Here is a 24,583-nt window from a genome sequence, read left to right on the forward strand (position 1 = left end):
CACGAAGAGACGGGGCTAAGATTTAAGCCGTTAGTCCGCCGTACGAATCGCGGCAAGTGCCGCCTTCGCTTGGCTCTTTCACATCCTTCAGACGTAGACGTTTGATGACAACCTTGGCGTCATCCGCTGAAACGCGGTCGAACAGAGCACGAGTAAGGTCTAAATGGGCCAGGATAACGACGATCGACTGGCTGCTGTTTCGCAAATGCGCCTCCTCGGAGCGCTCATGCTGCGCGGGCTGGTTTGGCGAAAATGATAGCAGAATCACGGCTTCTTGAAAAATAATGCCCTATTTACTCGCGGTTTTACGGCTGCTTGAGACAATGTCGCAGTACTAACAGAATTTGCCCTTCACCTCTTGTCTAGCTCGCAGTTCGTCGAATGCAAACCTGTCATACTCGGTGAACCTCCGCTCCTTCTGGAACTCCCTCCACCCGAGCGAAACTCCGTCATCCACAGATTAATCTTTTCGCTGCCCAAATTTGACAGCGGATATCCGCCGAAAAGGTAGCGGCTATTATCTTTAGCGTCGTGATCCTCGTCGGTGAGTGCGATCATCCGTGCCGCTGAGCGGGTCAACCTGATCAAGGACTTATTCTTCAAGGGCTTGCGCTAAATGTGCTTCGTGAAGTCCATCACGCGAGCCATTGACTGTTCACCTATCCATCGAGCGCCTGACGGCTTTTATAGATGTCACTTAAATGCCCCGCGCACGCAAGCCCTTTCACAAAAGGTTCGAAATCCGGTCTACTTGGTCGCTGAATTCGGGGAATGGCGTCAGGTTTTCAGCCGGGAGGCTGTCATAAAGAGCATAGCAACGGGTAAGATACTCGCGTAGCCCCATCGGCCGGTAATCGCCCACTGCGCGAAATTCGTAGTTACCCGCCACCCCCAGCGCCTCGCCGATCTCGGGATAGACCGCGAAGATCGCGCTGCTTGCCAGATTATCTTGAGGGATAAGGTCTGAGCGGCGCGGCTCCAGCCCCGCCGAGGAAAGGAGCGCTGAGGCCATGTCGTAAAGCGGGCCGATGCGCGGGTGATTGTACGAATACATGAACGCGCGCTCGCGGCCCCAGTTGCGAAAGCGCGTCCGGATGTCGAGGCCGCAGGCGTCGAACTCGGCTAGCAGACGGTCCCGCTCGCGAGCCCATAAGTCCAGATAGCCGCATGTTTCATAGAATGCGCCGTTAAACTATTCTTGCGCATCGGCGACGGCGAGACCCTTGCGGTGACAGGCGAAAGCGATAGCAGAGTGGTAATGGCTCAGTGGCCCTGATAGCGGCCGACCGCGATCAAAGATGTAGATAAGATCCGGGTGATAGGCGCGGAAAGTGACGATTGGCAACTCGACATGTGCTGCGATTCTTTCCAGCTTGGCCTTGCGAACTTCCGGTCGGATGCCCGGATAGATTAGCAGCTTGTCGAACTTTCCCATCAGCGCGTTCAGGCGCATCGGCCGCGCCTTGAACATCCCAGGGTCGAGCGCGGTGACGGCAACTTCAGGGGTCTGCGCTTGAATGCAGTTCGCCAGTCCCATGGTCTGGCAGTTCGACATGACGAGCCACTGCTCCACGTGTCCTATGTCCTTGCTCGTTCGAGGATTTCGTCGTCGCACACAATATCTCGCGCCCGCTGATGGCTCCCCATTGAATGGTCGAAGGGCGAGGCGGGAATGGGCTGTGCAGCGGTTTGGCCGCCGCCCTCGGCATAATGACGCATGAAACAGCGAATCGCATGGGCAACGCCCAACGCGCTCACGTTCCTGCGGTCCTCCTCATAATAAAGGCCGCCCGAAAAACTGCCGGTGATGATCTCGTAAGACGGGAAATAATCCACCCAGTCAAAATTGCGCGTCGCCATTTCTGCTGCAACGCGCAGCACCGATTTGCTGTAGGTGGTCGACAATAAGACCGACTTATCCTCATACGTTGCGATTAGCGGCACCGGCGAGACAGTCAGCAGCACCTTGCAGGCGGGGTTCACCCCATGAAGTTGCTCCAGGAACGCGATGAGCGCGCCGCTCGTATCGTCCACGCTGAAGTTCACGAATTCGTGCAGTTCGGGATCGAACCGCCCGCCGACGACTCCCGGCGCTGCCGAGAGCACCGTGCCATCTTCACGCAGACGCCACGCTTCGGTCAGTCCGAGCGTGAAGACAAAAACGTCCGCTTCTAGAAACATGCGGCGCACGGCGGCTATATGCTTCTGACGATCCTCCCTGGCGGCATCGGCGCTGGCGAAGCCGCGCGGCTCAGCTTGCTGGCGTAGGGGGTCGACGTAGCGGCCGTCAGGGCGCAGCCAGGGCGCGATGTCTGACTTGCGCGTGCCGAACGCCTCCTCGAAAAGTTGGAGCAGTTGGATGGTAGTATAGACGTTGCCATAGCGCGCGGAGAACACACCATAGCCGCCGCTTTCGTCTTGCGGACCGGATGCGCTTTCGACCACGAGATAATTGAATCCGGCTTTCGAGATCGCGCGCGAGATGTGCTGGGCAAAGCAACTGCCTGCCGTTGCCACCCGTGCATCGCGGCCGATCGTGAAGCGCGGATGCGTCACCGGATCGACCAGATGCGGCTCGATCGCAGAAACGGAGCGGTCCCAGAATTGATAATACGGTAGCCCGGCGTAGGGATGGGGCGGCTTTTCAAAGTCGGACATGGCGGAAATTTACGCGCGTCAAGAACGCACCGGAATGATGCAGCGTCACGCTAGACGAAATTCATGATGCTCTACAAGCCATTGACGCATCTGGTTTTCACTCATTTCCAGTGCTGAGATCGATTGCATCAATCCGAATAGATTTGCGTTTTTCCCAGTTTGATAGTGCCAGTGGCCCGGAGTTCAGTTTTCCATTCCGGCCTGCTGGCATCCCTTGCCGTGTCACCGTTCCGTCAGGCGAATTAAAGTGATTCGAAGCGGCAAATCAGAATCGAACCAAGTATTTCTTTCTTGACAAAGGTATATTCAATGGATCGATTTGGCGAAATTTTTGTGAATATCTCAATAAAGCAGATGCTTGCTTAGTGAATGTGACTCACGCTACCCGCTCCATTTTTCCACCTCTCCGACTGGACAAGACGGCGCCCTTGGTGTGTCCTTTGACCGCATCTTTTCGTTGAAAGGCAACGGGAAGCAGGAAAGGGGCTGCGATGACGCCGGTGGAACGTGGAATGCAGGCTCTGGCGGTCGCGCTTGGGGCGGGGGATTGGGAAGCGCTCGACAGCGCCTCGCGTGAACGTTTCGCCGGGGCGGCGCATGCCATGCTGGAGGCGATGCGGGAGCCGGACGCGCTGATGATGGAAGCGGGGGCGGAGATCGTCCGCCATGTCCACGAGGGCGAAAGCGAGGAAGCCTATCGCAACGATGCCGCGAACATCTGGCGCTTCATGATCGCTGCTGCCGTGGCGCAGGACTGAGCCAAAAAAAAAAAGGGACCGTCGTGCAACGGCCCCCGCTTTCTTGTGATCGATTTCAGCGCGCGCCGCCGAACAGGTCGGCCAGTTTCACTTTTGCGCCGAGGAACACGTAGCGGCCCACCGCGCTGACCGGGGTGTTGAGGCTGCCGATGTCGGGCTTGCGGTCGAACAGGTTGGTGACGCCGCCGTAGAGGGTGAACTGCTCGCCCACGTCATAGGAGAGGCTGAGGTCGTGCGTGAAGCGGGCCTTGTACTTGAGGTATTCGGGCGCGACCACGTCGGGGTTGGCGGCGATCGTCTGGCGGTCGTAGCGATAGACGGCCGAGGCGTAGTTGATCTGCCAGTCGAGCGCGAAGGAGCCGCTCTGCCAGGTGAGGTCGGCGGTTACCTGGTATTTGGGGGCGCCGGCCACATAGGCGTTGTTTACCGGGGCGGCGCCGGGCACCGGCACGGCGGTCAGACGGTGCAGGTAGTTGGCCATGACGCGGGCGCCGAACGTGCCCGCGCGCGCGGTCGGCAGGGAATAGGCCAGTGCAACGTCGAGCCCCGAAGTGCGGATCTGCGCGACGTTGAACGGCGTCAGGGTGAAGGCGGTGATATTGCCTGCGCCGGTTCCGCCGTTCTGGCGGGTGATCACGCTGCAATAGGGATTGTCGAGGCTGGCCTGGTCCACGCAGAGGTCGGCCAGGGTCTGGCCGGACACGACGCTGATCGCGTTGCGGATGCGGATGTCGTACCAGTCGGCCGAGAGCGTCAGGCGCGGGAGGAAGGCGGGCTGGAGCACCGCGCCCGCGGTCCAGGTCTTCGCGGTTTCCTCGGTGAGGTCGGGGTTGCCGCTGGCATAGCCGGGCACGCCCTGGCCGCTGGTGCCTTGGTGAGTTGCCGGATCGGCGCCCAACCCGGTGAGCAGGGCGCGGCAATTGGCGGCGCGGTAGGGCGAACCGTTCTGGAGGTTGGTGACGGCGCAGGGATCGTTGATCGCCTGGAAGGTCTGCGTCGTGCCGGTGTAGAGTTCGCTGATGTTCGGGGCGCGGACCGATTTCGAATAGGAGCCGCGGAAGGCCAGATCCCGCACCGGCGCCCATTCGCCGCCAAGCTTCCAGGCCGAAGTCGAACCCACGCTGGAATAGTCCGAATAGCGCAAGGCGCCGTTGGCAGAAAGGCGATGCGCGAAAGGCAGGTCGGCCAGGATCGGCACTTCGACTTCGCCGAAAAGCTCCCAGACGTCGAACGCGCCGCTGGTATCGCCGAGCGCATTGGTGAAGGTCAGGCCCTGCGCAGCGAGCGGATCGGCCGTGAAGCGGCTCGATTCCTTGCGATATTCGCCGCCGACCGCAAAGGAGAGCGGGCCGCCGGGAAGTTCGAGAATGCCACGGGTATCGCCGGTCAGCGTGCCGCTGACGACATGCTGGGTCATCCGGGTGCGATCCACGGTATCGGCCATGATCCAGTCGATCGCGGCCTGGTTGGCGGCGTTGTTCTCTCCGAAGAGGTTGAGCGGCTGGCACTCGCCCGGTGCGAAGGTCACCGGGGGGATCGGCGCGCGGTTGCGGTTGAACGGCTGGTAGGGCGTCCATCCGGCCTGGGTGTTGACCCGGCAGGTTACATTTCCGTTGCCGTCGCTTACCGCGTCGATCGCGGCGAGGTAGCGGTCGGTCAGCATGTTGTTGACGTAGCGTGCGGTGATGTCCGTGCGGCCGAAGACGTAGGACAAGTCGTAGCGCAGGTTCGGGCTGATCCGGCCCTTCGCGCCGATCACGCTGCGGATCGTCTCGCGGGTGATGTCCTCGCCCCGGCGGCCGAAATCGAAGTTGTCGCGGTTGACCAGCACGCCGCCCATGGCCGGGTCGATGTAAGGCCGGACTGCCTCGGGCAGGTAGGGATTGTCCTCGGGGATGAAGAGGTAATAGTCGAACGTCGGCTGGCCGAGCGTGTAGGAACGGCTGCGGGCATATTTGCCCTCGGCATAGAGCGTCAGGGCGCTGCTGACGTCGAAATGGGCCGAACCGCTGACGACGTCGCGGCGGATGCGGGGCAGGAGGTCGTTGCCGTAGTCGGAGGCGAGCGTGCCGGAACCGCCCTGCTGATAGGCGGGGGCGATATAGGTGCCATGGTCGAAAGGCTGGCCGTCGGCGCCGACGAAGTCCGGCATGCCGTCGAAATTGACGTCGATGCCGCCCGCGCGCGAGGTGTCGAAATAGCGGACGCCGCGCAGGGGCACGTAGTCGGGAATGCCGTCGTTATTCGTCAGCCCGGCTTCGGTGTCGGCGGGGTTCAGGTAGAAATCGACCTTGTTCTCGCCGTCGAGATAGCCGCGCGAATGGGCGCTGAGCCGGTCCTCCTCGCCATGCTCCCAGGCGAGCGCAATATTGCCGCGCCCGCCTGCGAAGTTGTGCCCGGCGGTCAGTGCGATCAGGCGCTGCCCGGCATCGCCGCGACCGGAAATGCCGGTCTGGACGCGCGCGGTCACGCCTTCGAAGTCCTGCTTCTGGATGAAGTTCACCACGCCCGAGACGCCGTCGGCGCCGTAGACGGCCGAGGCGCCGCCGGTCAGCACTTCGACGCGCTCGACGAGGTCGAGCGGGATCGTGTTGATATCGACCGACTGCGTGCCGGATACCGAGGCCACCTGACGTCGGCCGTCGATCAGCACCAGCGTGCGCTGGGTGCCGAGATTGCGCAAGTTGAGCAGGTTGAGGCCGGTGAAGCCGATCCCGGCGCGGTTGCCGCTGCTGTCGAAGGAAGAGACCGAGTTCTGCAGGGCGGGCACGGTCTTGAGGAAATCGGTCAGGTTGGTGGTGCCTGCCTCGGCGATGTCCTGCGCGGTCATGGTGGTGACGGGGTTGGGCGTGTCGGACGGTGCCTGGGCGATGCGCGAACCGGTCACGACGATCGCCTCACCGTCCCCGGCCGCTTCCTGCGCCAGTACGGCTTGCGGAAAGAGCAGGGCGAGGGCGGACACCAGCGTTCCGCCGAGCAGGACCTTGTCCTTGCGGGTCATCATTTTCGCGTTCCTTAGACAGTCGCATCGGCCCGGCCGGGACAGGACGGGGCGTTTGCGGCGGCGGTACGCGAAGAGATTTACGCAGCTCTTAACATGGATTGTAATGATGGATCGGCGGAATTATCGCGGCGGCCCGTTGTAGGATTGCAACAGTTTAATGCTGTGCCGCCGGCGGGATATCGATGCATCCCGCCGGTGGTTGCGAATCGCGATCAGGCCGGATTCCATCCGATCACGGCCTTCACTTCCAGATATTCGGCGAAACCGTGCTCGCCCCACTCGCGGCCGTTGCCGGAACGCTTGTATCCGCCGAAGGGCGCGTGGAAGTCGAAGCCGCCGTTGACCCAGATCGCCCCGGTGCGCATGCGCCGCGAGACGGCGCGGGCGGCGTCGAGGTCCTCGCCCGAAACGTAGCCGCCCAGGCCGAAGTTGGAATCGTTGGCGATTTCAACCGCGTGGTCCACATCGTCGTAGCCGATGATGACAAGCACCGGGCCGAAGATTTCCTCTCGCGCGATGACCATGTCATTGGTGCCGACGAAGACGGTGGGCTTGACGTAGTAGCCCTTGTCCAGTCCCTCGGGCTTGCCGGGGCCGCCGGCGATCAGTTTCGCGCCTTCCTCAATGCCCTTTTCGATGTAGCCCTGGATGATCTCGTACTGGCTCTTGGAGACGACCGGGCCCATCGCGAAATTGCCCTTGGGATCGCCCACGGTCACGCCGTTCGCGGCCTCGGTGGCGGCGGCGATGGCGTCGTCCATGCGCGCGCTGGGCACCAGCAGGCGCGATCCGGCCGAGCAGGTCTGGCCGGAATTGCCCATCATGCCCCCGGTGGCGGCGGCCACATTGGCGGCGAGCGAGGCGTCGTCGAGCACGATCCAGGCCGACTTGCCGCCGAGTTCGAGGCCGACGCGCTTGACCGTGTCGGCGGCGTCCTTCTGGATCTGCACGCCCACCGGTTCGGAGCCGGTAAAGGAGATCATGTCCACGTCCTCATGGGTGGAGAGCGCGGTGCCGATCTCGCTGCCCTTGCCCTGCACCATGTTGAACACGCCAGCGGGGACACCCGCGTCGTGCAGGATTTCGGCAAGGATCTGCGCCGAATAGGGGGCGAGTTGCGGCGGCTTCAGGATCATCGTGCAACCGGCGGCAAGTGCGGGGAAGATCTTCACGCACGTCTGGTTCATCGGCCAGTTCCACGGCGTGATCAGCCCGCAGACGCCGATCGGCTCCTTGCGGATCAGGGTGACGCCGCGCTGTTCCTCGAACTTGAATTCCTTCAGCACCTCGATCGCGGTGGAGAGGTGGCCCTTGCCCAGCAGCGTGTGGAACCCGCAGGCGAGCGACATCGGCGCGCCCATTTCCTCGCTGACGGCCTCACCCAGTTCGGTTTCGCGCTTCAGATATTCGGCCAGGATCACTTCGAGCAGGTCGAGGCGTTCCTTCGCGCTCGTCTCCCCGAACGTGGCGAAGGCGCGGCGCGCGGCGACGACGGCCTTGTCGACATCGGCAGCCGACCCCAGCGAGATCGTGCCGGAGACTTCCTCGGTGGCCGGATTGACGACTTGTGCGGTGCGCGGCGCGATGGGATCGACCCACTGACCGTCGATGTAGAACTGGGTGTAATTGCGCATGACTGGCTCTCTCCCGAAAGCCCCTCTCCTTCAGGGGAGGGGTTGGGGTGGGGGCTTTCGTCCAAGCGTTGCGCTAGAGGCTTGCCCCCACCCCGCTGCGACTAAGGGGCCCGCTTCGCGATCCCCAAGTCTCGCTGCCCCTCCCCTGATGGGGAGGGGGAAAATGCGCTTTATTGCGTGCCCTCGGCATACCAGGTGCGGAATTCGGAGTAATTCGGCATTTCTTCCGAGTTCGCGGCCGGGTCGATCGGCACGTGGATCACGGTGCAGCCGCCACGCTCGTAAGCGCGCTTGATGGCCGGGCTGATGTCCGCCGCCTTCTCGACATATTCGCCCGCTGCGCCGAAGCCTTCGGCGATCTTGTCGAAGCGGACCTTGTCGGACCAGTGGACGCCGGTTTCCTTGGTGCCCTTGCCGAAAGTGCGCTTGTAGACGCCCACTTCGAGGCCCCACTGGAAGTCGACGCCAACCACGATCACCAACGGCAGGTTCTTGCGCACCGCCACTTCCAGTTCGCCGACGTGGAACAGGAACGACGAGTCCGAGGTGAGCAGCATGCCCGGACGGACCTTGCCCGTCTCTGCCTGGTCGGCAAGCATGGCGCCGGTGGCATAGGGCAGGCCGGTGCCGATGTGGCCGTAGTTCTGGTTCCAGATCACGTCATGCGGCTTGGCCTGCGAGTAGGTCCACTGGAAGATCACGGTGGCGCCGCCGTCGCGGATCAGGATGCCGTCCTTCGGGAAGGCCTTGGTCGCTTCGGTGACGAACTGGCTGGTGTGCATCTTCGCGGTCGAGCCATCGGGCTTGGTCGCGGCTTCCTCGGCCAGTTCGACAAGCTGATCGGCATCGCGCTGGATATATTCGGCCAGCGACGGCGCAGCCTTGCGCGGGGTATCCTTCAGCGCGCGGACGAGCTGCGGCACCACGGCGCGGACGTCGCCCACCAGCGGCACGTCGATCGGGCGGTTGACGCCGATAGCGGTCGGGTCCTGCTGGACGTAGATCCACTTGCGGTTGGCTTCGTTGTCCACCCAGTGGCGCCAGCGGCCATAGTGGCTCGGCTCGCCCAGTTCGGTGGCCAGCGCCACGCAGCAGTCGCTTTCGACGACGGCGTCGATCGAGGCTTCCGAGAAGCCGTAGGGGAAAGTGCGATCCTCGATCCCGTCGATGAACGAAGTGCCGCCCGAGGTCTGGATCACCGGGCACTGCATCAGTTCGGCCAGTTCCTTGACCGAAGCGCCCGCCTTGGCGGTGTAGACGCCGTGGCCGACCAGCAGCACCGGGTTCTTGGCATTGCGGATGATCTCGGCCGCTTCGGCAATGCGGTCGCCATCGGCGCCCTGCATGGTCAGGCGGTAGCGATGCGGCGGCAGCACCGGCGGCAGGTCGAGTTCTTCGAGAATGACGTGCGCGGGGTATTCGATATAGGCCGGCCCCGGCGTGCCCGACATGGCGACGCGGATCGCCTCGCGGACGATTTCATCGGTCTGGTCGGCATATTCGATCGAGCTGGAGAACTTCACCGAATCCTCGATCATCGGCTCCTGCCGAACGAACTGGATGCGGCCGCGGCGCACGCGGCGCTCGGTGATGCGGGCGCGCTGGCCGCCCATGAAGATCACCGGATCGTTCTCTACTTTGGCGCACTGCACCGCCGGCATCATGTTCGCCATGCCCGGCCCGAGGGTGCCGATGCAGAGTGCCGGCTTGCCGGTGATGCGCGCAGCGGCAGCCGCCATGTGGCCGGCCGATGCTTCGTGGTGCGGCGAAACGACGGTCCAGCCGCGCGCTTCCGCTTCCAGGAACAGGTGGACGAAGTTGGGGTCCGGGATGCCGAACAGGGTCTTGATGCCCTCAGCCTCGAACAGGTCGAGAATGCGCTTGTAGACCGGGGTGCCCTTGCGCGCCTTTGCCGGTGCTTCGGCCTGCGGTTGGTCGTCGTACATGGTGGTGCCTTCCTTCTCGATCCCAATATCGTTGCCGGCGGTTCTCGGGGGGACCTGCCCCTCCACCGCTATCGCAGCGCCCGGCTTGAACAGGTGGTTAGCGCAAGCCTCGGGACGCTGTCAGGTGAAATCAACAGTACTGTTTACTTCGAATCGACTGCTATCGCCGGGGCGACGCTTTCGAGTTCGGACAGGACGCTTTCGTTGTCCTGCCCGAGTGTCGGCGCAGGTCCGCGAACCTTGCCGGGGGTGGCCGAAAACCACGTCGGCACGCCGGGAAAGCGCACCGGGCCCTGCTCGGTCTCGACGTCTTCGAAGAAACCGATGGCGTTCAGGTGCGCGTTATCGAAAAGCTCGTCGGTGGAACGCAGCGGCGCGCAGGGGATGTGCAGGCCGCGCAGGGTATCCAGCCATTCCTGCGTGGTGCGGGTCAGGAACGTTTCGCCCAGCAGCCCGTAAACTCTTCCGATCTGGCGCGCGCGCTTTTCCAGCGTGGAGAACTCATCACCCAGTTCACCTCGCGCCCATTCCGGCTGCACCGATTCGACGAAGGCGCTCCAGTGCTTGTCGTTGTAGACCAGCGCCGCGACGTAGCCGTCCTTGGTCTTGTAGGGCCGCCGGTTGGGCTCGACCGCGCGGTGATAGTGCGCGGGCGTGGTCGGCGGCGTGAACATCGCGCCGTTGGCGTGCTCCACCAGCATGAACGAGGTCATCGCCTCGAACATGGTGACTTCGACTTCCTGCCCCTCTCCCGCCCCTCTGCCACCTGTACGCTCCCGATGATAGAGCGCCATCATCGTCGCGTAGAGCGCGTGGAGGCCCGCCACTTTGTCCGCCATGATCGTGGCGACATAGCCGGGTTCTCCATTCATCAGGCCCTGCACATGCGGGATGCCGCATTCGGCCTGGATGGTATCGTCATAGGCGGGCTTGTCGCCCTCCGGCCCACGCCGCGAATAGCCGTAGCAATTGGTGTAGACGATGTCCGGCCGGATCGCGCGCACCGCTTCGTAGTCGAAGCCCAGCTTGCGGATCGCGCTGCCGCGCATCGAATGGATGAAGACGTCCGCCGTGGCGATCAGCCGGCGCAGCGATTCGCGGTCCCGATCCTGCCGCAGATCGAGCATCAGCCCACGCTTGCCGCGATTCACATTGACGTAGATGCCGCCCATGCCGGGCACCGGGCCCTTGGTGATCCAGCGGGTATTGTCACCCTCCGGCGGCTCCACCTTGATCACTTCGGCGCCCATGTCCGCCATGATCTGCGTGGCATAGGGGCCGAAGACCACGCTGGTAAGGTCCACCACGCGCAGCCCCGCCAGCGGTCCACCTGCCGCCCCCTTACCCTTGTTTTCCTTGCTCGCGGTCAAGGCCCTCTCCTTCTCGTTAGCCTATGGGTAACGCACCGCCGGAGCGAAAACCATTCGTATTTGCGTTTGCTGGACGCATATCGGCACGATGATGGTTGTGAGCGATGGGCCGCGCTGCTAGTTCGGTCAGCGGGAAGACAAGAGGATTGCCATGGATTTCGCCTTTACCGACGACCAGCAGAACATCCGCGAGGCGGTTCTCAAGCACTGTTCGCAGTTCTCTGACGAGTACTGGCTGGAAAAGGATCGCAGCGGCGAATTCCCCACCGAGTTCCACAAGTCGATGGCCGATGCCGGCTGGCTGGGCGTCGCCATGCCCGAAAGCGTGGGCGGCGCAGGGCTGGGCATTACCGAAGCAGCGGTGATGATGCAGGCGGTGGCGGAAAGCGGCGGCGGCATGAGCGCGGCCTCCTCCATCCACTTGCCCGTGTTCGGGCTGGAGCCGGTGATGCTGTTCGGCACCGAGGAACAGCAGCAGCGCATGATCCCGCCGATCCTTTCGGGCGAGGAGAAGATGTGCTTCGCCGTGACCGAGCCGAACACCGGCCTCGACACCACCAGCCTCAAGACCCGCGCCGAAAAGGTGCCGGGCGGCTACCGCGTCAATGGCGAGAAGGTTTGGATCACGCAGGCCCACGTGGCCGACCGGATGCTGATCATCGCCCGCACCACCCCGCTGGAAGAGGTGAAGAAGAAGACCGAGGGCCTCAGCCTTTTCTACACCAAGCTCGATCGCAACCACATCGAGACGCGGATCATCCCGAAGATGGGCCGCCACGCGGTGGGATCGAACATGATGTTCATCACCGACCTGTTCATCCCGGACGAGGATCTGATCGGTGAAGAAGGTCAGGGCTTCCGCATCCTGCTCAAGGGCCTGAACCCCGAACGCGTGCTGCTGGGTGCGGAGGCTACGGGCCTCGGCCGCGTCGCGATCCAGCGCGCCTCCCGCTATGCCCGCGAACGCGTGGTGTTCGGGCGGCCGATCGGCCAGAATCAGGGCATCCAGCACCCGCTTGCCAAGGCGTGGATGCAGGTGGAGGCCGCCAGCCTGATGGTGTTCAAGGCCGCCACCCTGTTCGACAAGGGGCTGGACTGCGGCGTGGAGGCCAATGCCGCCAAGTATCTGGCCGCAGAGGCCGGGTTCGAGGCGTGCCAGACCGCCGTCATGTCGATGGGCGGCATGGGCTATGCGCAGGAATACCATGTGGAGCGTTACCTGCGCGAAGTGATGATCCCGCGCATCGCGCCGGTCAGCCCGCACCAGATCATGAATTTCATCGCCGAGAGGGTTTTGGAACTGCCCAAGAGTTATTGACGCCGCTCCACTTGAGAAACCCCGTCATCCCAGCGAAAGCTGGGATCGTAATCGGCAGCGCGGGGCATGGCCGCCCGCGATCCCAGCTTTCGCTGGGATGACGACTGGAGAGAACATGCCCGTGATCCACGAAACCCCGAAACATGGCCCTATCGCCGCCCGCTCCTGGCTTTTCGCGCCGGGCGACAGCGAGAAGAAGATGACCAAGGCCATGGAGGGTGAGGCGGACATCGTCCTCATCGACCTGGAAGACGCTGTCGCGCCCGATGCCAAGGCCGCCGCACGCCCGATGGTGCATGACTTCATCAAGGCCAACCCCGAACAGCGCGGCCGTCTCTGGGTGCGTATCAACCCGCTGGACGGGCCGCACACGCTGGACGACCTCGTGGCGATCATGCCGGCGCGTCCCGGCGGGATCATGCTGCCCAAGGTCTATGGCCGGCAGGATGTGGAGACGCTGGACCGCTATCTGGAAGCGCTGGAAGTGGCGAACGGCATCGAACAGGGATCGACCCCGGTGATCGTGCTGATCACCGAAACGGCCGAAGCGATGTTCCACACCGGCGACTACAAGGGCGCCCCGCGCGTGGTGGCGCTGACCTGGGGCGCGGAAGATCTGGCCGATTCCATCGGCGCATCGTCCAACCGCAATGCGGACGGATCGTACTCCTTCACCTACGAACTGGCCCGCAGCCTGACCGTGCTGGGCGCGGCGACCGCCGGCGTCACCGCGATCGAGACGATCAGCGCCGACTTCAAGGATCTGGAAGCACTCAAGGCCCGCGCCGAAAAGGTCCGCCGCGACGGCTATCGCGGGATGATGGCGATCCACCCGGCGCAGGTTCCGGTGATCAACGAGGCGTTCACGCCGACCGAGGCCGAGATCGCCGAGGCGCAGGAAATCGTCGATATTTTCGCCGCCAATCCGGGCGTGGGCGCTATCGGCTGGAAGGGCGGAATGCTCGACCGTCCCTACCTCGCCCGCGCCGAACGGCTGCTGCGGCAGGCAGGGAAGCTGTAAGATGACGCTTCGGCTTGCCGCATCCGAACTCGACCTTTCGCGGTTCCTGAAACCGGGTGACCGCATCGTGTTCGGCCAGGCCTGCGGCGAGCCGACCACGCTGGTGGAAGCGCTGATCGAACAGGGGGAGGCCATCGGCGGCCTCCACGCCTTCATCGCCACCAGCTTTTCCGGCCTGTTCACGCCCGAAAGCGCGCGCGCCTTCCGCCTCTCCAGCATGGGCGCGATCGGCGCGCTGCGGAGCATGACCAAGGCGAATGCGCTCGACGTCATCCCCGTCCACGTCAGCCAGATCGCCTGCCTGATCGAGGCCGGGATCATGCCCTGCGACGTGGCGATGATTCAGGTCAGCCCGGCCGATGCGCAGGGCAACCACAGCTGCGGCCTGATCTCCGACTACGTCCGCGCGGCGGTGGACAAGGCCCGCCTCGTGATCGCCGAAGTCAACGAGCAGGTGCCTTACGTTCCGGGCGAGACGATCCCCGGCGCGTTGATCGACGTGGCCGTCCACGTCAGCCGCGCGCCCGTGGAAGTGGCGCCTGCGAAGATCGGCCCCACCGACCAAGCCATCGCACGCCACTGCGCCGAATTCATCGGTGACGGCGCGGTGCTGCAGACCGGCGTGGGCGCGGTGCCGGACGCGATCCTGCGCCTGCTGCACGACCGCCGCGACCTTGGCGTCCATTCGGGCATGCTGGGTGACGGCCTTGTCGATCTTGCCGAAGCCGGCGTGCTGACCAATGCCCGCAAGGAGATCGATCGGGGCATCTCGATCAACGGTGCGCTGATCGGCACGCGGCGGCTCTATGACTGGGCCGCGCACAATCCGGCGATCCGCATGGCGCCCAGCAGCTACACCCACGGTGTGAAACCGATCATCCAGCTGACCCGGCTGGTGACGATCAACGCCGCGCTGGAAGTGGACCTCACCGGGCAGGTCAATGCCGAGCAATCGGGCGCGACCTACCTCGGTGGCACCGGCGGGCAGGTCGATTTCGTCCGCGCCGGATCGCGCGTGCCGGGCGGCGCCTCGCTGATCGTGCTGGCCTCCACCGCCAAGGGCGGCACACTGAGCAAGATCGTCCCCACCCTTTCCGGCCCCGTCACCACCGCGCGCACCGAGGTGGACGTGATCGTCACCGAATACGGCGCGGCGCAATTGAAGGGCCAGACTCTGGCCGAACGCGCGAAGCGGCTGGTCGCCATCGCTCATCCCGACTTCCGCGAAGACCTGTCGCGCACCGCCCACGAGATCGAGAAAAGGGGCTTCTAACGTGACTCAAGCTGTCCTCTACGATGCCCATGACGACGGCATCGCGGTCATCACCATCAACCGCCCCGAACAGCGCAATTGCCTCAGCCGCGAAGTGCGCGAAGGGCTGCGCGAGGCCTGGGCGACGTTCGAGGCCGACGCCTCCGCCCGCATCGCCATCCTCACCGGCAGCGGCGACAAGGCCTTCTGCGCAGGCGGCGATCTGAAGGAGATGGTCGAAACCGGAATGGCGGTGCCGCCGCGCGACCTCTACGCGCTGCCTTATGATACCATCGAACTGACCAAGCCGACCATCGCTGCCGTGGGCGGCCACGCCTTCGCCGGCGGCTGGATGATCGCGCAGGCTTGCGACCTCTGCGTCGCCAGCACCAATGCGAAGTTCGCGATTACCGAAGTGAAGGTGGGTCGCGGCAGCCCCTGGGCCTCGCCGCTGATCCACATGATCCCGCAGCGGATCATGATGGAGATCATGCTGACCGGAAAGCCGATCACCGCCCAGCGTGCCTACGAGATCGGCCTCGTCAACCGCCTTGCCGAGCCCGGCGCGGTGCTGGACGCGGCCATCGAACTGGCGCTGGAAGTGCTGGAAGGCGCTCCCCTCTCGGTAAAGGCCGCGCGCGAGACGGTGATGCTTTCGACCGAAATGGGCCGCTCCGCCGCGCTTGCAGCCGCGCGTGCGGCACATGAGCACACTTATAGCAGCGAAGACGCGCAGGAAGGCCCGCGTGCCTTCGCGGAAAAGCGCAAGCCGGTATGGAAAGGGCGATAGACGAAACCTCTCCCGACCAGGACATGAGGAGAGGTATCGTCTATCCGCGGCGCCTTAGCGCACTTAAAGCGCGCTTTCCGCGGTAGCGCTCGCCTGGTGGGGCGAAGATGAAGCATCTTCAAACGTGACGCCCTCATGGGTGCCGCCTGCGCGCCAGTCGGCCAGCATCTGGCGGAAGGCGTCCCAACCGGCCAGATAGCCCCGGAACAGCGCCCACTTCAGTTCCTTGTCGCCCTCGTTGTTGAAGTAGCTGGGCGTGCAATCGTTCTGGAAGCCGGACATGTCGACTTCGTTCTCCTTGCAGTGCGCGCAGTACCTTTCGACGCCCTCCTTCGTGGCCGAGATCGTGCTGGCGCCCCGGCGCAGCGTTTCGCCCACCATGAAGGCGATATGCTCCGCCTGCCGCCCGAACTGCTCGGTGGTGGAGGAGTTCGTCGCGCCCTGGATGTAGCCCATGGTGAACATCGCCGGGAATTCATCGGTGATCACGCCGTGGAACGTGCTCGCGCCATTGGTCCAGTGGTCGTAGATCGACTTGCCACCGCGCCCTTCCACGGTGTCGATGCCCCAGCGGCGCTTCAGGTCGCTGGTCACTTCGAAGCCGGAGGCGAAGATCATCAGGTCCACTTCGTGCTCCACGCCATCGGCGATGAAGCCCTTCTCGGTCATCCGCTCCACGCCCTGCGTGCCGGACACGTCGATCAGCGTGACGTTGGGCTGGTTGAACGCCGGGTAGTAATCGTTGTTCGACAGCGGCCGCTTGCACATGAAGCGGAAGTAGGGCTTCAGCTTCTCCGCCGTGTCCTTGTCCTCCACGATCGAATCCACGCGGCGGCGCAGGCGTTCCATCACCTGGAAGTCCACTACTTCGCGGCGATCCATGAATTCCAGCGGATCGAGCGCGGGCCAGCCTTCCTCGCCCAGTTCGATGGCGAGGTTGCGGCTGATCTCGGTCCAGATGTCGCAGATCAGGTCGGGCTCGCCGGGGATGAAGAAGGCTTGCGCGGCGCGGTGGAAGTTCGCCATGCGCTCCTGCTGCCAGCCGGGTTGGAGCGAGGCCGCCCATGCGGCATCGGTCGGCGGATTGGGCCGCTCGTCGATATTCGAAGGCGTGCGCTGCAGCACGTAGAGGTGCTTCGCATACTTGGCGAGATAGGGCACCGCCTGGACCGAAGTTGCCCCGGTGCCGACGATGGCCACACGCTTGTCGCGCAGCTTTTCCAGCTCCGGCGCGGTCCATGAACCGCCGGTATAGTCATGCTCCCACCGGCTAGTGTGGAACATCTTGCCCTTGAAGTCGTGAATGCCGGGGATGCCCGGCAGCTTGGGCATGTTCATCACGCCGCCCGCCATCACCACGAAGCGCGCGCGGATGTCGTCGCCGCGATTGGTGGTCACGTGCCAGCGCTTCAGCCCCTCATCCCAGCGGATGCCGGTGACCAGCGTGTGGAACAGCGCCTTGTCGGTAAGGTCGAAACGCTCGGCCATGTCCTGGCAGTACTGCTGGATTTCCCAGCCGTCAGAGAACTTCTTGCTGGGCATGAAGCCCGTCTCTTCCAGCAGCGGCAGATAGCAGTAGGCATCGTTGTCGCACTGCACGCCGGGATAGCGGTTCCAGTACCACACGCCGCCGAAGCCGCCCGCGTGATCGATGTTGCGCACGTTGGAAACGCCCTGCTTGTGCAGGTGATAACCGGCGAGAATGCCCGAGAACCCGGCGCCGAGGATGGCGACGTCGATATCCTCCACCAGCGGCTCACGCTCGGCCACCGGGGTAAAGGGATCGTGGGCGTAATTGTCCGAAAAGTCGTCGGTCGGCCGCACATACTGCTCGCCGCCCTCGCGCCGCATGCGCTTGTCGCGCTCCTGACGATACTTCGCCTTCAGCGCCGGGATATCGAGTTCCTCAGGGCTTGGCACATCGGACTTGAGGCAGGTCATTTCCATCGAATGGGCATCCTCTTGGCGGCGACTCTGCTCCGGTCGCCCGTTACCGCTGAATCTGGCGCAGCGGCCCGTTAGTTGTCAACAGTGTTGTTTATTAGTGATGATCGGGCGTTCCCTCAAGCGTCGGCTCCAGCAGTCGCCATCTTGAACGAGTAGCCGATGTGATCGATATGCCCGTGGAGCCCGAAATCGTGCAGCTTCGCCTTGTCGTGGAAGGCGTCGGACGCCGCCGCGACATCCTCGATCGTCCAGTGCGGGCGATAGACGCCCTCGGTTTCCGCAACGAACATCCGCGCCACGCGGCCCGCCATCGATGCGATCATCTCGCCGGTCACCGGGCAATCCTCGTGCGAAAGCCAGCCGACCACCGGGGCGACCAGTTCGGGCTCCATCGGCGGATACTGCGAGATGTCGAGCCCCTCGGCCATGCGCGTCACTGCGCCGGGCACGATCACATTGCACTTCACATTGTGCGCTTCACCCTCCAGCGCGGCGATGTTGTTCAGGCCCAGCATCGCCGACTTCGAGATGCCGTAGTTCACGCAGCGCTCGTTGCCGTAGAGCCCGCCGACCGAACTGGTCAGCACGATGCGGCCGTACCCGGCGTCGCACATCGGCCCGAACGCCGCCTGCACCACATGGAACGCGCCCAGCAGATGGACGTCGAGCACGGCGTGTAGGTCGCCGCTGGAAAGCTCGCGGATCGATCCGTAGCGCACGTTGCCGGCATTATGGACCAGCACGTCGATCCGGCCCCACTTGTCCAGCGCGGCCTGGACGATGGCCTTGCCGCCTTCGGGCGTGGCGACGGAATCGGTATTGGCGATGGCCTCGCCGCCCGCCGCCACGATCTCGTCCACCACGCTCTGCGCCACACTGATATCCGCGCCCGGTGCGTCGAGATCGCCCCGGATCGCGCCGCCCAGATCGTTGACCACCACTTTGGCCCCGCGCGTGGCCAGCAGCAGCGCATAGGCCCGGCCAAGCCCGCGTCCGGCTCCGGTGATCACGGCCACGCGGCCATCAAAGCGCATCTCTTCCATGGAACTCTCCCGGCTGACCGTCTCTGATGGAGGCGGTCTCTTTTCCGTCTGACGATCGAATATGCGCACGGGGGAGGGCGGGGCAATCGAACAAAGCCCTGTGAACGTCGCCGGGGCGATAGTACGTGCCCGAGAGGCTCTGGCCCGGGTCCTCGCGTTGCCTGCTTCGGGTGTGCTGGATAGGCTCGAAGGGAAAAGAACGGCCGCAAGAGCGCCGGACGAGAGGACGATTTCACCGATGCTCGAACCCGCAGGACGCAACCACGGCGTCGTCTCCGCCCGCCCGGCCGAAGGCTGGATGCTGCACCGCATGACGCCGCCGACGCGGCTCTATAGCGCCAATGGCCTGCGCACCGGGGCGGATGGCCGGATCTACGTCGCACAAGTGGGCGGCAGCCAGATCAGCGCGGTCGATCCCGACAGCGGCGCGGTGGAAGTGATCAGCCCGATGGGCGGCGGCATCACCGCGCCTGATGATCTTGCCTTCGATGAGGAGGGCAACCTCTACGCCACCGAAATCACCGAGGACCGCGTTTCGGTGCTGCGCCCGAACGGCACCAGTGCGGTCGTCTACGGCGACTTGCCCGTCGCCAACCCGATCACCTATTCGCAGGGCCGCCTGATCGCGGGGGGCTGCGAAATGGGCGCGCAAGTGCTCGAACTGGACCGGAACGGCGGCGCGCCGCGCGTGATCGCGGACAATGTGCCGATGCCCAACGCCTTCGAGGTAGGCCCTGACGGCAAGCTCTACATGCCGGTGATGGGCGCCAATGCGATCTGGCGCGTCAATCTGGACGGCAGCGGGGAGCCCGAAGTGGTCTGCGGCGATCTGGGCGTGCCCGATTCGGTGAAGTTCGATGCAGAGGGCATGATCGTCTCCACCCAGGTCGCCAGCGGGCAAGTGCTGCGCATCGATCCGCGCACCGGCGCCAAGACGGTGCTGGCCGATATCGGCGCGGGGCTGGACAACTGCACATTCGTGGGCGACCGGCTGTTCATCTCGCACATTCTCGGCTCGATCCATGAGATCACCACGCCCAAGGCTGCGGGCGGTCTGGTGAAGCCGCTGATCGAGAAGGGCCTGCAATGGCCGCTCGATGTCTCGATGGGCGCGGATGGGGTGCTGTGGATCGCCGATGGCGGCTTCGTCTTCTCGCTGCGCGCGGGGGAGGCGGTGAAGCTGGAAGGCATGCTGTTCAGCCCGAACTTCCCCGGATATTCGCGCGGTGTCGTCGCGGCGGGAGCGGGCGAGATGATCGTGACGACCGCCAGTGGCGAAGTCGCGAAGTTCCATCCCGCCGGGCCGTCGATGGAGCTGCTGGCCAGCGGGTTCGACCAGCTGATGGGCGTGGCGATTGCCCCCTCTGGCGCGGTGGTCTTCGCCGAATACGGCACCGGCAAGGTCCATTCGGTTGCGGGCGGCAAAGTGGAGGAGCTGGTCTCCGGGCTCGACCGTCCCAAGGGCGTCGCGGTGGCCGGGGACGGCACGGTCTATGTCGCGGAAAGCGGCGCGGGCCGGGTGGTCAAGCTGGTCGGCGGGCGCGCGGAAGCGGTGATCGAGGATCTGGTCCGGCCCGAGGGGCTGGCGATCCGCGATGGCCGAATCACCGTGCTCGACGTGAAGCGCCGCGAAGTGGTGCAGTCGGACCTTTCGGGCGGCGCGCGCGAAGTGATCGCACTGGGTCTGCCGGTCGGGCCGCCGGAAGGCACCGATCCCAAGCCGCTCGGCGGTGTGGGCCACATGTGCGGGCCGATGGGCAACATGACCGGGCTCGACGTGGGGCCGGATGGCACCGTGTGGATCTGCGGCGACCTTGAAGGCACCGTGCTCGCACTCAGGAGGGCGTGACCATGCTCAAACAGCTATGCTTTTTCCGCAAGCGCGCCGACATGACCATGGACGAGTTCATGGACTACTACGAGAACCAGCACTCGCAGCTTGCCAAGAAGATGGGCGCGGCACCGGCGATCCCCGGCGCGGTGCGCTATGTGCGGCGCTATCTGGTGCCGGAGAAGAACCCGATCACCGGCGAAGTGCACGATCCCGGCTACGACTGCGTGATGGAAATCTGGTGGAACAGCCGCGAGGATTTCGAACGCTCGCAGGCGATCATCAGCGATCCCGCGCGTCTGCCGATGACCAAGGCGGATGAGGAGAAACTGTTCGCCAGCCACGCCAACCCGGTCTGCACCTGCATCGAATACGATTCGCCGATGGGGCCGAATGGCGAGGCGACGCGGGTCGAGCTTTCCTACGGTGACTGACGTGTCCGCACGTGACGAGTGGCGGCAGTTCGGGCTGGTGCCGGTTGCGGCCGGGCTCGGCTACGCGACCAGCGTGATCCATATCTACGGCATCGGCCCCTACATCGGCCCGGTGGCCGAAGCGATGGGGTGGAGCCGCACCGAAGTCACCTTCGGGCTGACCATCGCCACATTGGTGCAGGCTATCGGCGGCATTTTCATCGGCCTTGCGGTCGACCGCTTTGGCCCGCGCCGTTTCGGTGTGATCGGTATCGTGCTGCTGACTGTGGCGTTCGCGCTGCTCGGCGCGGTGGGGGCCAGCCTGTCGCAGTGGTATCTGCTCTGGGGGCTGATCGCGATGGTTTCGCTGCCGGTGCAGGCCTCGGTCTGGACCAGCGCGGTGGCATCGCGCTTCGAACTATCGCGCGGGCTGGCGCTGGCAGTGACGCTCTGCGGTGCGTCGATTGCGGCGGGGCTGTTCCCGATTCTGGGGACTTGGGCGATCAAGACTTTCGGCTGGCGTATGGCCTTCGCGGTCCACGGCGGGCTGTGGTTCGTCGTGGCGGCCCCGGTGATTTTCCTGTTCTTTCGCGGCGCGCACGATCGCGGGGCGCGCAAGGAACCGGCGCCTGCCAAGCGCGATCTTCCGGGCGCGACATTGGGGGAAGGGCTGCGCTCCAGCGTCTATCACCGCCTCTTCGTGGCCAGCCTGCTGTTCACGTTCACGATCATCGCCATCGTCGTCCACTTCGTCTCGATCCTGGGGGACCGGGGCGCGGATGCGATGACGGCGGCGGCGATCGCCTCGTTCGTCGGCTGGTTCTCGCTCGCCGGGCGACTGGGGACGGGTGTCTTGCTGGACCGCTTCCCCGCCTCGCTGGTGGGCGCGGCGGTATTCATGCTGCCGGTAATCGGCTGCCTGCTGCTGCTGGGATCGGGTACCTCGTTTCTGGCACTGGCGCTGGCTTCGGGGCTGATCGGGCTGACCCTGGGGGCGGAGATCGACGTGGTGGTCTACCTGATCACCCGGCACTTCGGCCTCAGGAACTTCGGCGGGCTCTACGGCGGCGTGCTGGCGGCGCTCTCGATCGGTACGGCGGTCGGCCCCCTGGTGGCGGCGCTGATCCATGACCGAACGGGCAGCTACGAGATGTTCCTCTACCTGGCGATCGGCACGATGGCGGCCAGCAGCCTGGCCATCGGCACTCTGCCGCGCGGGGACCGCAAATACGCCACGGCGATTGGCGCTGCGTGCGAATAGTGGGATAACGGCCGCAAATCCGCGCGAATAAGAATGGAAAAAGCAATGGGTGAGCAGGGTAGGATCGTGCAGGCTGCCGAGGACCTGACCGTCCCGGTCCGCGTCCCGGCCGAGGCCTACATCTCGCCGGACTACGCCAAGGCGGAGCGTGACAGGCTGTGGCGCAATGTCTGGCTCCAGGCCGGGCGACTGGAAGACATCCCGGAAGTGGGCGATTTCATCACGTTCGACATCATCGACGATTCGGTGATCGTGGTCCGCGCCTCCGAAACCGAAATCCACGCCTTCCACAACGTCTGCCCGCATCGTGGCCGCAAGCTCATCGATACCCCGGCCGGAAAACGCAATGCGCGAGGGCATCGTCGCAGCTTCATCTGCGGCTATCACGGCTGGACCTTCGGGCTCGACGGAGCGAACACCTATCTGGAGCATCAGGAAGACTGGCAGGGCCATCTCTGTGCCGGCAGGGCCGACCTGGGTGTCGTCAAGGTCGATACCTGGGGCGGGTGGATCTGGATCAATCTGGACCCCGATTCGATGCCGCTGGCCGACTATCTGCACCCGGCGGCGGGCATGCTCGATCCCTATGGCCTGCAAAACATGCGCCCGCGCTGGCGCAAGTGGGTGGTGTTCGAATGCAACTGGAAGGTCGCGATGGAGGCCTTCTGCGAGACCTACCACGTCGCCACCACGCACCCGGAATTCATGGAATTCGGCCAGTTTCGGGGCTGGGCGCGCAATCAGGGGCTCCATTCCAACATCGGCTATGATGCGCCGAAGGGGCAGGAAGAGGACTCCGGCAAACTCCGCCTCGGCGCCGGTGAAGACCCGCGCCTGACCACGGCGGAAATGCAGAATTTCACCTGGGCCAACGCCAATACCAACACGACGATGACGCTGGTCGGCGTCGCCAACCGCCTGAAGGACGAACTGCCCGAAGGCACCCCTGCGGCGGAAGTCTCGGCCTACTGGATCGGCACCGCGCGCAAGGAAGACGCGGAGCGCGGCGTGGTCTGGGCACAAGTCGATCCGCAGCACACCGCGCAGGCGGGCACGGCCTGGCAGATCTTCCCGAACTTCCAGATCGGGCACGCGGTCAACAACATGCTCTGCTATCAGGCGCGGCCCTACGGCACCGACCCGGACAAGTGCATTTTCGAGGCCGCCGTCTACGAACTCTGGCCAGAGGGCGAGGCGCCCGAGACGGAGTGGGATTACACGCCGCCTGCCGACTGGCCGCCGGTGTTGCAGCAGGACTTCGCGAACATGGCGGCGGTCCAGCAGGGCATGAAGAACGTCGGTTTCCGGGGCGCGCAGCCCAATCCCTATATGGAGCGATCGGTGGCATCGCTGCACATGAATCTCGCCCGGTTCATGGGCACCGGCTCCCCGGAGAAGTACTGAGCCGGAACATGCAGTTTCCACTGGTCCACGTAAGCTGGTCTCTGGCCGATAATGCCCAGCGGCCCGCTTGCGACGCCTTCTTTCGCGAGGTGTTCGGGGCGGGCACCGCGCATGAGATCCTGATCACGCCGGAAACGGAGAAGATGGGGCTCGATCGCGAGGAGAGCCTGCTCATGATCGGCGACACCATGGTGATTCCCATCGCTCCGGCCGGTCGCGGGGCGCAGGAAGGCCATCCGCTGGGCGACATGCTGCGCCGCTCGGCCGCGCCGCACTGCTGGATCGGCGTGGCGCTGAAAGTCCGCGATCTGGCGGAGGCCGACGCATGGTTCGCCGCGCGCGGGTTCAAGCGGCATTACGATCCGGGGATGGAGGCGTTCTACTTCCTCGTTCCGCGCGGGCAGGTCATGGGCATGCGGCTGGAGATCGTGAAGCAGGATATGCCGGGCGATCCGCGCCGCGATCCGTCATGGCGACCGGCCGACGATCATCGGCTCGGGATAGAAGGCCTCCAGGCTATCGGCATCTCGTGCGACTCGCCGGAAAAAGCTGCCGAATTGTTCCACGGGAAACTTTCCTGGCCGCAGTTGGGCCCGCGCGACCTTCCCGAGGCGAAGTGTCAGGCCTTCGCGATGGGCGATACGGTGCTGGAAGTGTTGACGGATCGCCGGGAAGACGGCCCTGTCGCGCATCATGCCCGCGACGTGAAAGGCATCTGCCACCTCGCGTTCAAGGTCCGCGATGCGCGCCGCGCGGCGCATTACTTGCGCGGCCTTGGCCTGCCGCTGACCGGCGATGTCGAGGATCGCTTCGCCATAGCGCCCGATGCCGCGCAGGGGCGGTTGATCTGGTTTACCGAAACGACGCCGCCCGGCTATCCGGCGCTGGGATCACGGCTGGCGGAGTTTGCTGCCCAGCCGTAAACCCGGCTGG

17 protein-coding genes and 1 pseudogene are annotated in these 24,583 nt (G+C 64.4%); 10 read left to right on the plus strand and 8 right to left on the minus strand.

The window, feature by feature from the left end; translation table 11 throughout:
- Positions 1–724: 724 nt before the first annotated feature.
- Positions 725–1,555 (minus strand): annotated as a pseudogene (locus NTCA1_RS28740) (WcbI family polysaccharide biosynthesis putative acetyltransferase).
- A 23-nt stretch (positions 1,556–1,578) separates the two neighbouring features.
- Complete coding sequence (locus NTCA1_RS15910) at positions 1,579–2,658, minus strand: GSCFA domain-containing protein (RefSeq protein WP_159831177.1); 1,080 nt, start codon at positions 2,656–2,658, stop codon at positions 1,579–1,581.
- Positions 2,659–3,149: 491 nt separating this feature from the next.
- Between NTCA1_RS15910 and NTCA1_RS15915 the strand changes: the two genes are divergently transcribed.
- Positions 3,150–3,416, plus strand: a complete 267-nt coding sequence (locus NTCA1_RS15915) for a hypothetical protein (protein ID WP_086492964.1) — start codon at positions 3,150–3,152, stop codon at positions 3,414–3,416.
- Positions 3,417–3,471: 55 nt separating this feature from the next.
- Here NTCA1_RS15915 and NTCA1_RS15920 read toward each other — a convergent pair whose 3' ends face one another.
- From NTCA1_RS15920 to NTCA1_RS15935, 4 genes are all read right to left on the minus strand, one after another.
- The gene (locus tag NTCA1_RS15920) at positions 3,472–6,420 is read right to left on the minus strand and encodes a TonB-dependent siderophore receptor (protein WP_133084871.1); all 2,949 of its coding nucleotides are present in this window, start codon (positions 6,418–6,420) and stop codon (positions 3,472–3,474) included.
- A 212-nt stretch (positions 6,421–6,632) separates the two neighbouring features.
- The gene (locus NTCA1_RS15925) at positions 6,633–8,054 is read right to left on the minus strand and encodes an aldehyde dehydrogenase family protein (RefSeq protein WP_133084870.1); all 1,422 of its coding nucleotides are present in this window, start codon (positions 8,052–8,054) and stop codon (positions 6,633–6,635) included.
- 170 nt (positions 8,055–8,224) lie between these two features.
- A complete protein-coding gene (locus NTCA1_RS15930; RefSeq protein WP_133084869.1) occupies positions 8,225–10,000 on the minus strand; it encodes a thiamine pyrophosphate-binding protein in 1,776 nt (591 codons plus the stop codon).
- Between the two features lie 143 nt (positions 10,001–10,143).
- A complete protein-coding gene (locus tag NTCA1_RS15935; RefSeq protein ID WP_133084868.1) occupies positions 10,144–11,370 on the minus strand; it encodes a CaiB/BaiF CoA-transferase family protein in 1,227 nt (408 codons plus the stop codon).
- Positions 11,371–11,521: 151 nt separating this feature from the next.
- On the opposite strand from NTCA1_RS15935, the gene NTCA1_RS15940 reads away from it, so the two are divergent.
- From NTCA1_RS15940 to NTCA1_RS15955, 4 genes are all read left to right on the plus strand, one after another.
- Positions 11,522–12,688, plus strand: coding sequence for an acyl-CoA dehydrogenase family protein (locus NTCA1_RS15940; protein WP_133084867.1), 1,167 nt, complete (start codon positions 11,522–11,524; stop codon positions 12,686–12,688).
- Between the two features lie 115 nt (positions 12,689–12,803).
- Positions 12,804–13,709, plus strand: coding sequence for a CoA ester lyase (locus NTCA1_RS15945; RefSeq protein ID WP_133084866.1), 906 nt, complete (start codon positions 12,804–12,806; stop codon positions 13,707–13,709).
- 1 nt (position 13,710) lies between these two features.
- Entirely contained in the window at positions 13,711–14,982 is a 1,272-nt protein-coding gene (locus NTCA1_RS15950) for an acetyl-CoA hydrolase/transferase family protein (RefSeq protein ID WP_133084865.1), read from the plus strand.
- Between the two features lies 1 nt (position 14,983).
- Entirely contained in the window at positions 14,984–15,751 is a 768-nt protein-coding gene (locus NTCA1_RS15955; protein ID WP_133084864.1) for an enoyl-CoA hydratase/isomerase family protein, read from the plus strand.
- Between the two features lie 63 nt (positions 15,752–15,814).
- On the opposite strand, the gene NTCA1_RS15960 is transcribed toward NTCA1_RS15955, so the two are convergent.
- Complete coding sequence (locus NTCA1_RS15960) at positions 15,815–17,698, minus strand: NAD(P)/FAD-dependent oxidoreductase (RefSeq protein ID WP_236549376.1); 1,884 nt, start codon at positions 17,696–17,698, stop codon at positions 15,815–15,817.
- A gap of 116 nt (positions 17,699–17,814) precedes the next feature.
- The gene (locus NTCA1_RS15965) at positions 17,815–18,741 is read right to left on the minus strand and encodes an SDR family NAD(P)-dependent oxidoreductase (protein ID WP_133084863.1); all 927 of its coding nucleotides are present in this window, start codon (positions 18,739–18,741) and stop codon (positions 17,815–17,817) included.
- Between the two features lie 238 nt (positions 18,742–18,979).
- Between NTCA1_RS15965 and NTCA1_RS15970 the strand changes: the two genes are divergently transcribed.
- The 5 genes from NTCA1_RS15970 to NTCA1_RS15990 are packed head-to-tail and all read left to right on the plus strand — an operon-like array spanning position 18,980 to position 24,573.
- Entirely contained in the window at positions 18,980–20,590 is a 1,611-nt protein-coding gene (locus tag NTCA1_RS15970; protein ID WP_133084862.1) for an SMP-30/gluconolactonase/LRE family protein, read from the plus strand.
- A 2-nt stretch (positions 20,591–20,592) separates the two neighbouring features.
- Positions 20,593–21,006, plus strand: coding sequence for an EthD domain-containing protein (locus NTCA1_RS15975; protein ID WP_133084888.1), 414 nt, complete (start codon positions 20,593–20,595; stop codon positions 21,004–21,006).
- A gap of 1 nt (position 21,007) precedes the next feature.
- Positions 21,008–22,246, plus strand: a complete 1,239-nt coding sequence (locus tag NTCA1_RS15980; RefSeq protein WP_236549377.1) for an MFS transporter — start codon at positions 21,008–21,010, stop codon at positions 22,244–22,246.
- Positions 22,247–22,291: 45 nt separating this feature from the next.
- A complete protein-coding gene (locus NTCA1_RS15985; RefSeq protein ID WP_133084860.1) occupies positions 22,292–23,650 on the plus strand; it encodes an SRPBCC family protein in 1,359 nt (452 codons plus the stop codon).
- Positions 23,651–23,658: 8 nt separating this feature from the next.
- Entirely contained in the window at positions 23,659–24,573 is a 915-nt protein-coding gene (locus tag NTCA1_RS15990) for a glyoxalase (protein WP_133084859.1), read from the plus strand.
- Positions 24,574–24,583: the final 10 nt, after the last annotated feature.

The organism is Novosphingobium sp. TCA1, from assembly GCF_009811895.1.
Lineage (GTDB): Bacteria > Pseudomonadota > Alphaproteobacteria > Sphingomonadales > Sphingomonadaceae > Novosphingobium > Novosphingobium panipatense_A.

Bases quoted from the DNA above. Each gene is read 5' to 3' on its own strand.
- NTCA1_RS15910 (WP_159831177.1), bottom strand. From the start codon at position 2,658: ATGTCCGACTTTGAAAAGCCGCCCCATCCCTACGCCGGGCTACCGTAT.
- NTCA1_RS15915 (WP_086492964.1), top strand. From the start codon at position 3,150: ATGACGCCGGTGGAACGTGGAATGCAGGCTCTGGCGGTCGCGCTTGGG.
- NTCA1_RS15920 (WP_133084871.1), bottom strand. From the start codon at position 6,420: ATGATGACCCGCAAGGACAAGGTCCTGCTCGGCGGAACGCTGGTGTCC.
- NTCA1_RS15925 (WP_133084870.1), bottom strand. From the start codon at position 8,054: ATGCGCAATTACACCCAGTTCTACATCGACGGTCAGTGGGTCGATCCC.
- NTCA1_RS15930 (WP_133084869.1), bottom strand. From the start codon at position 10,000: ATGTACGACGACCAACCGCAGGCCGAAGCACCGGCAAAGGCGCGCAAG.
- NTCA1_RS15940 (WP_133084867.1), top strand. From the start codon at position 11,522: ATGGATTTCGCCTTTACCGACGACCAGCAGAACATCCGCGAGGCGGTT.
- NTCA1_RS15945 (WP_133084866.1), top strand. From the start codon at position 12,804: ATGCCCGTGATCCACGAAACCCCGAAACATGGCCCTATCGCCGCCCGC.
- NTCA1_RS15950 (WP_133084865.1), top strand. From the start codon at position 13,711: ATGACGCTTCGGCTTGCCGCATCCGAACTCGACCTTTCGCGGTTCCTG.
- NTCA1_RS15960 (WP_236549376.1), bottom strand. From the start codon at position 17,698: ATGGAAATGACCTGCCTCAAGTCCGATGTGCCAAGCCCTGAGGAACTC.
- NTCA1_RS15965 (WP_133084863.1), bottom strand. From the start codon at position 18,741: ATGGAAGAGATGCGCTTTGATGGCCGCGTGGCCGTGATCACCGGAGCC.
- NTCA1_RS15970 (WP_133084862.1), top strand. From the start codon at position 18,980: ATGCTCGAACCCGCAGGACGCAACCACGGCGTCGTCTCCGCCCGCCCG.
- NTCA1_RS15975 (WP_133084888.1), top strand. From the start codon at position 20,593: ATGCTCAAACAGCTATGCTTTTTCCGCAAGCGCGCCGACATGACCATG.
- NTCA1_RS15985 (WP_133084860.1), top strand. From the start codon at position 22,292: ATGGGTGAGCAGGGTAGGATCGTGCAGGCTGCCGAGGACCTGACCGTC.
- NTCA1_RS15990 (WP_133084859.1), top strand. From the start codon at position 23,659: ATGCAGTTTCCACTGGTCCACGTAAGCTGGTCTCTGGCCGATAATGCC.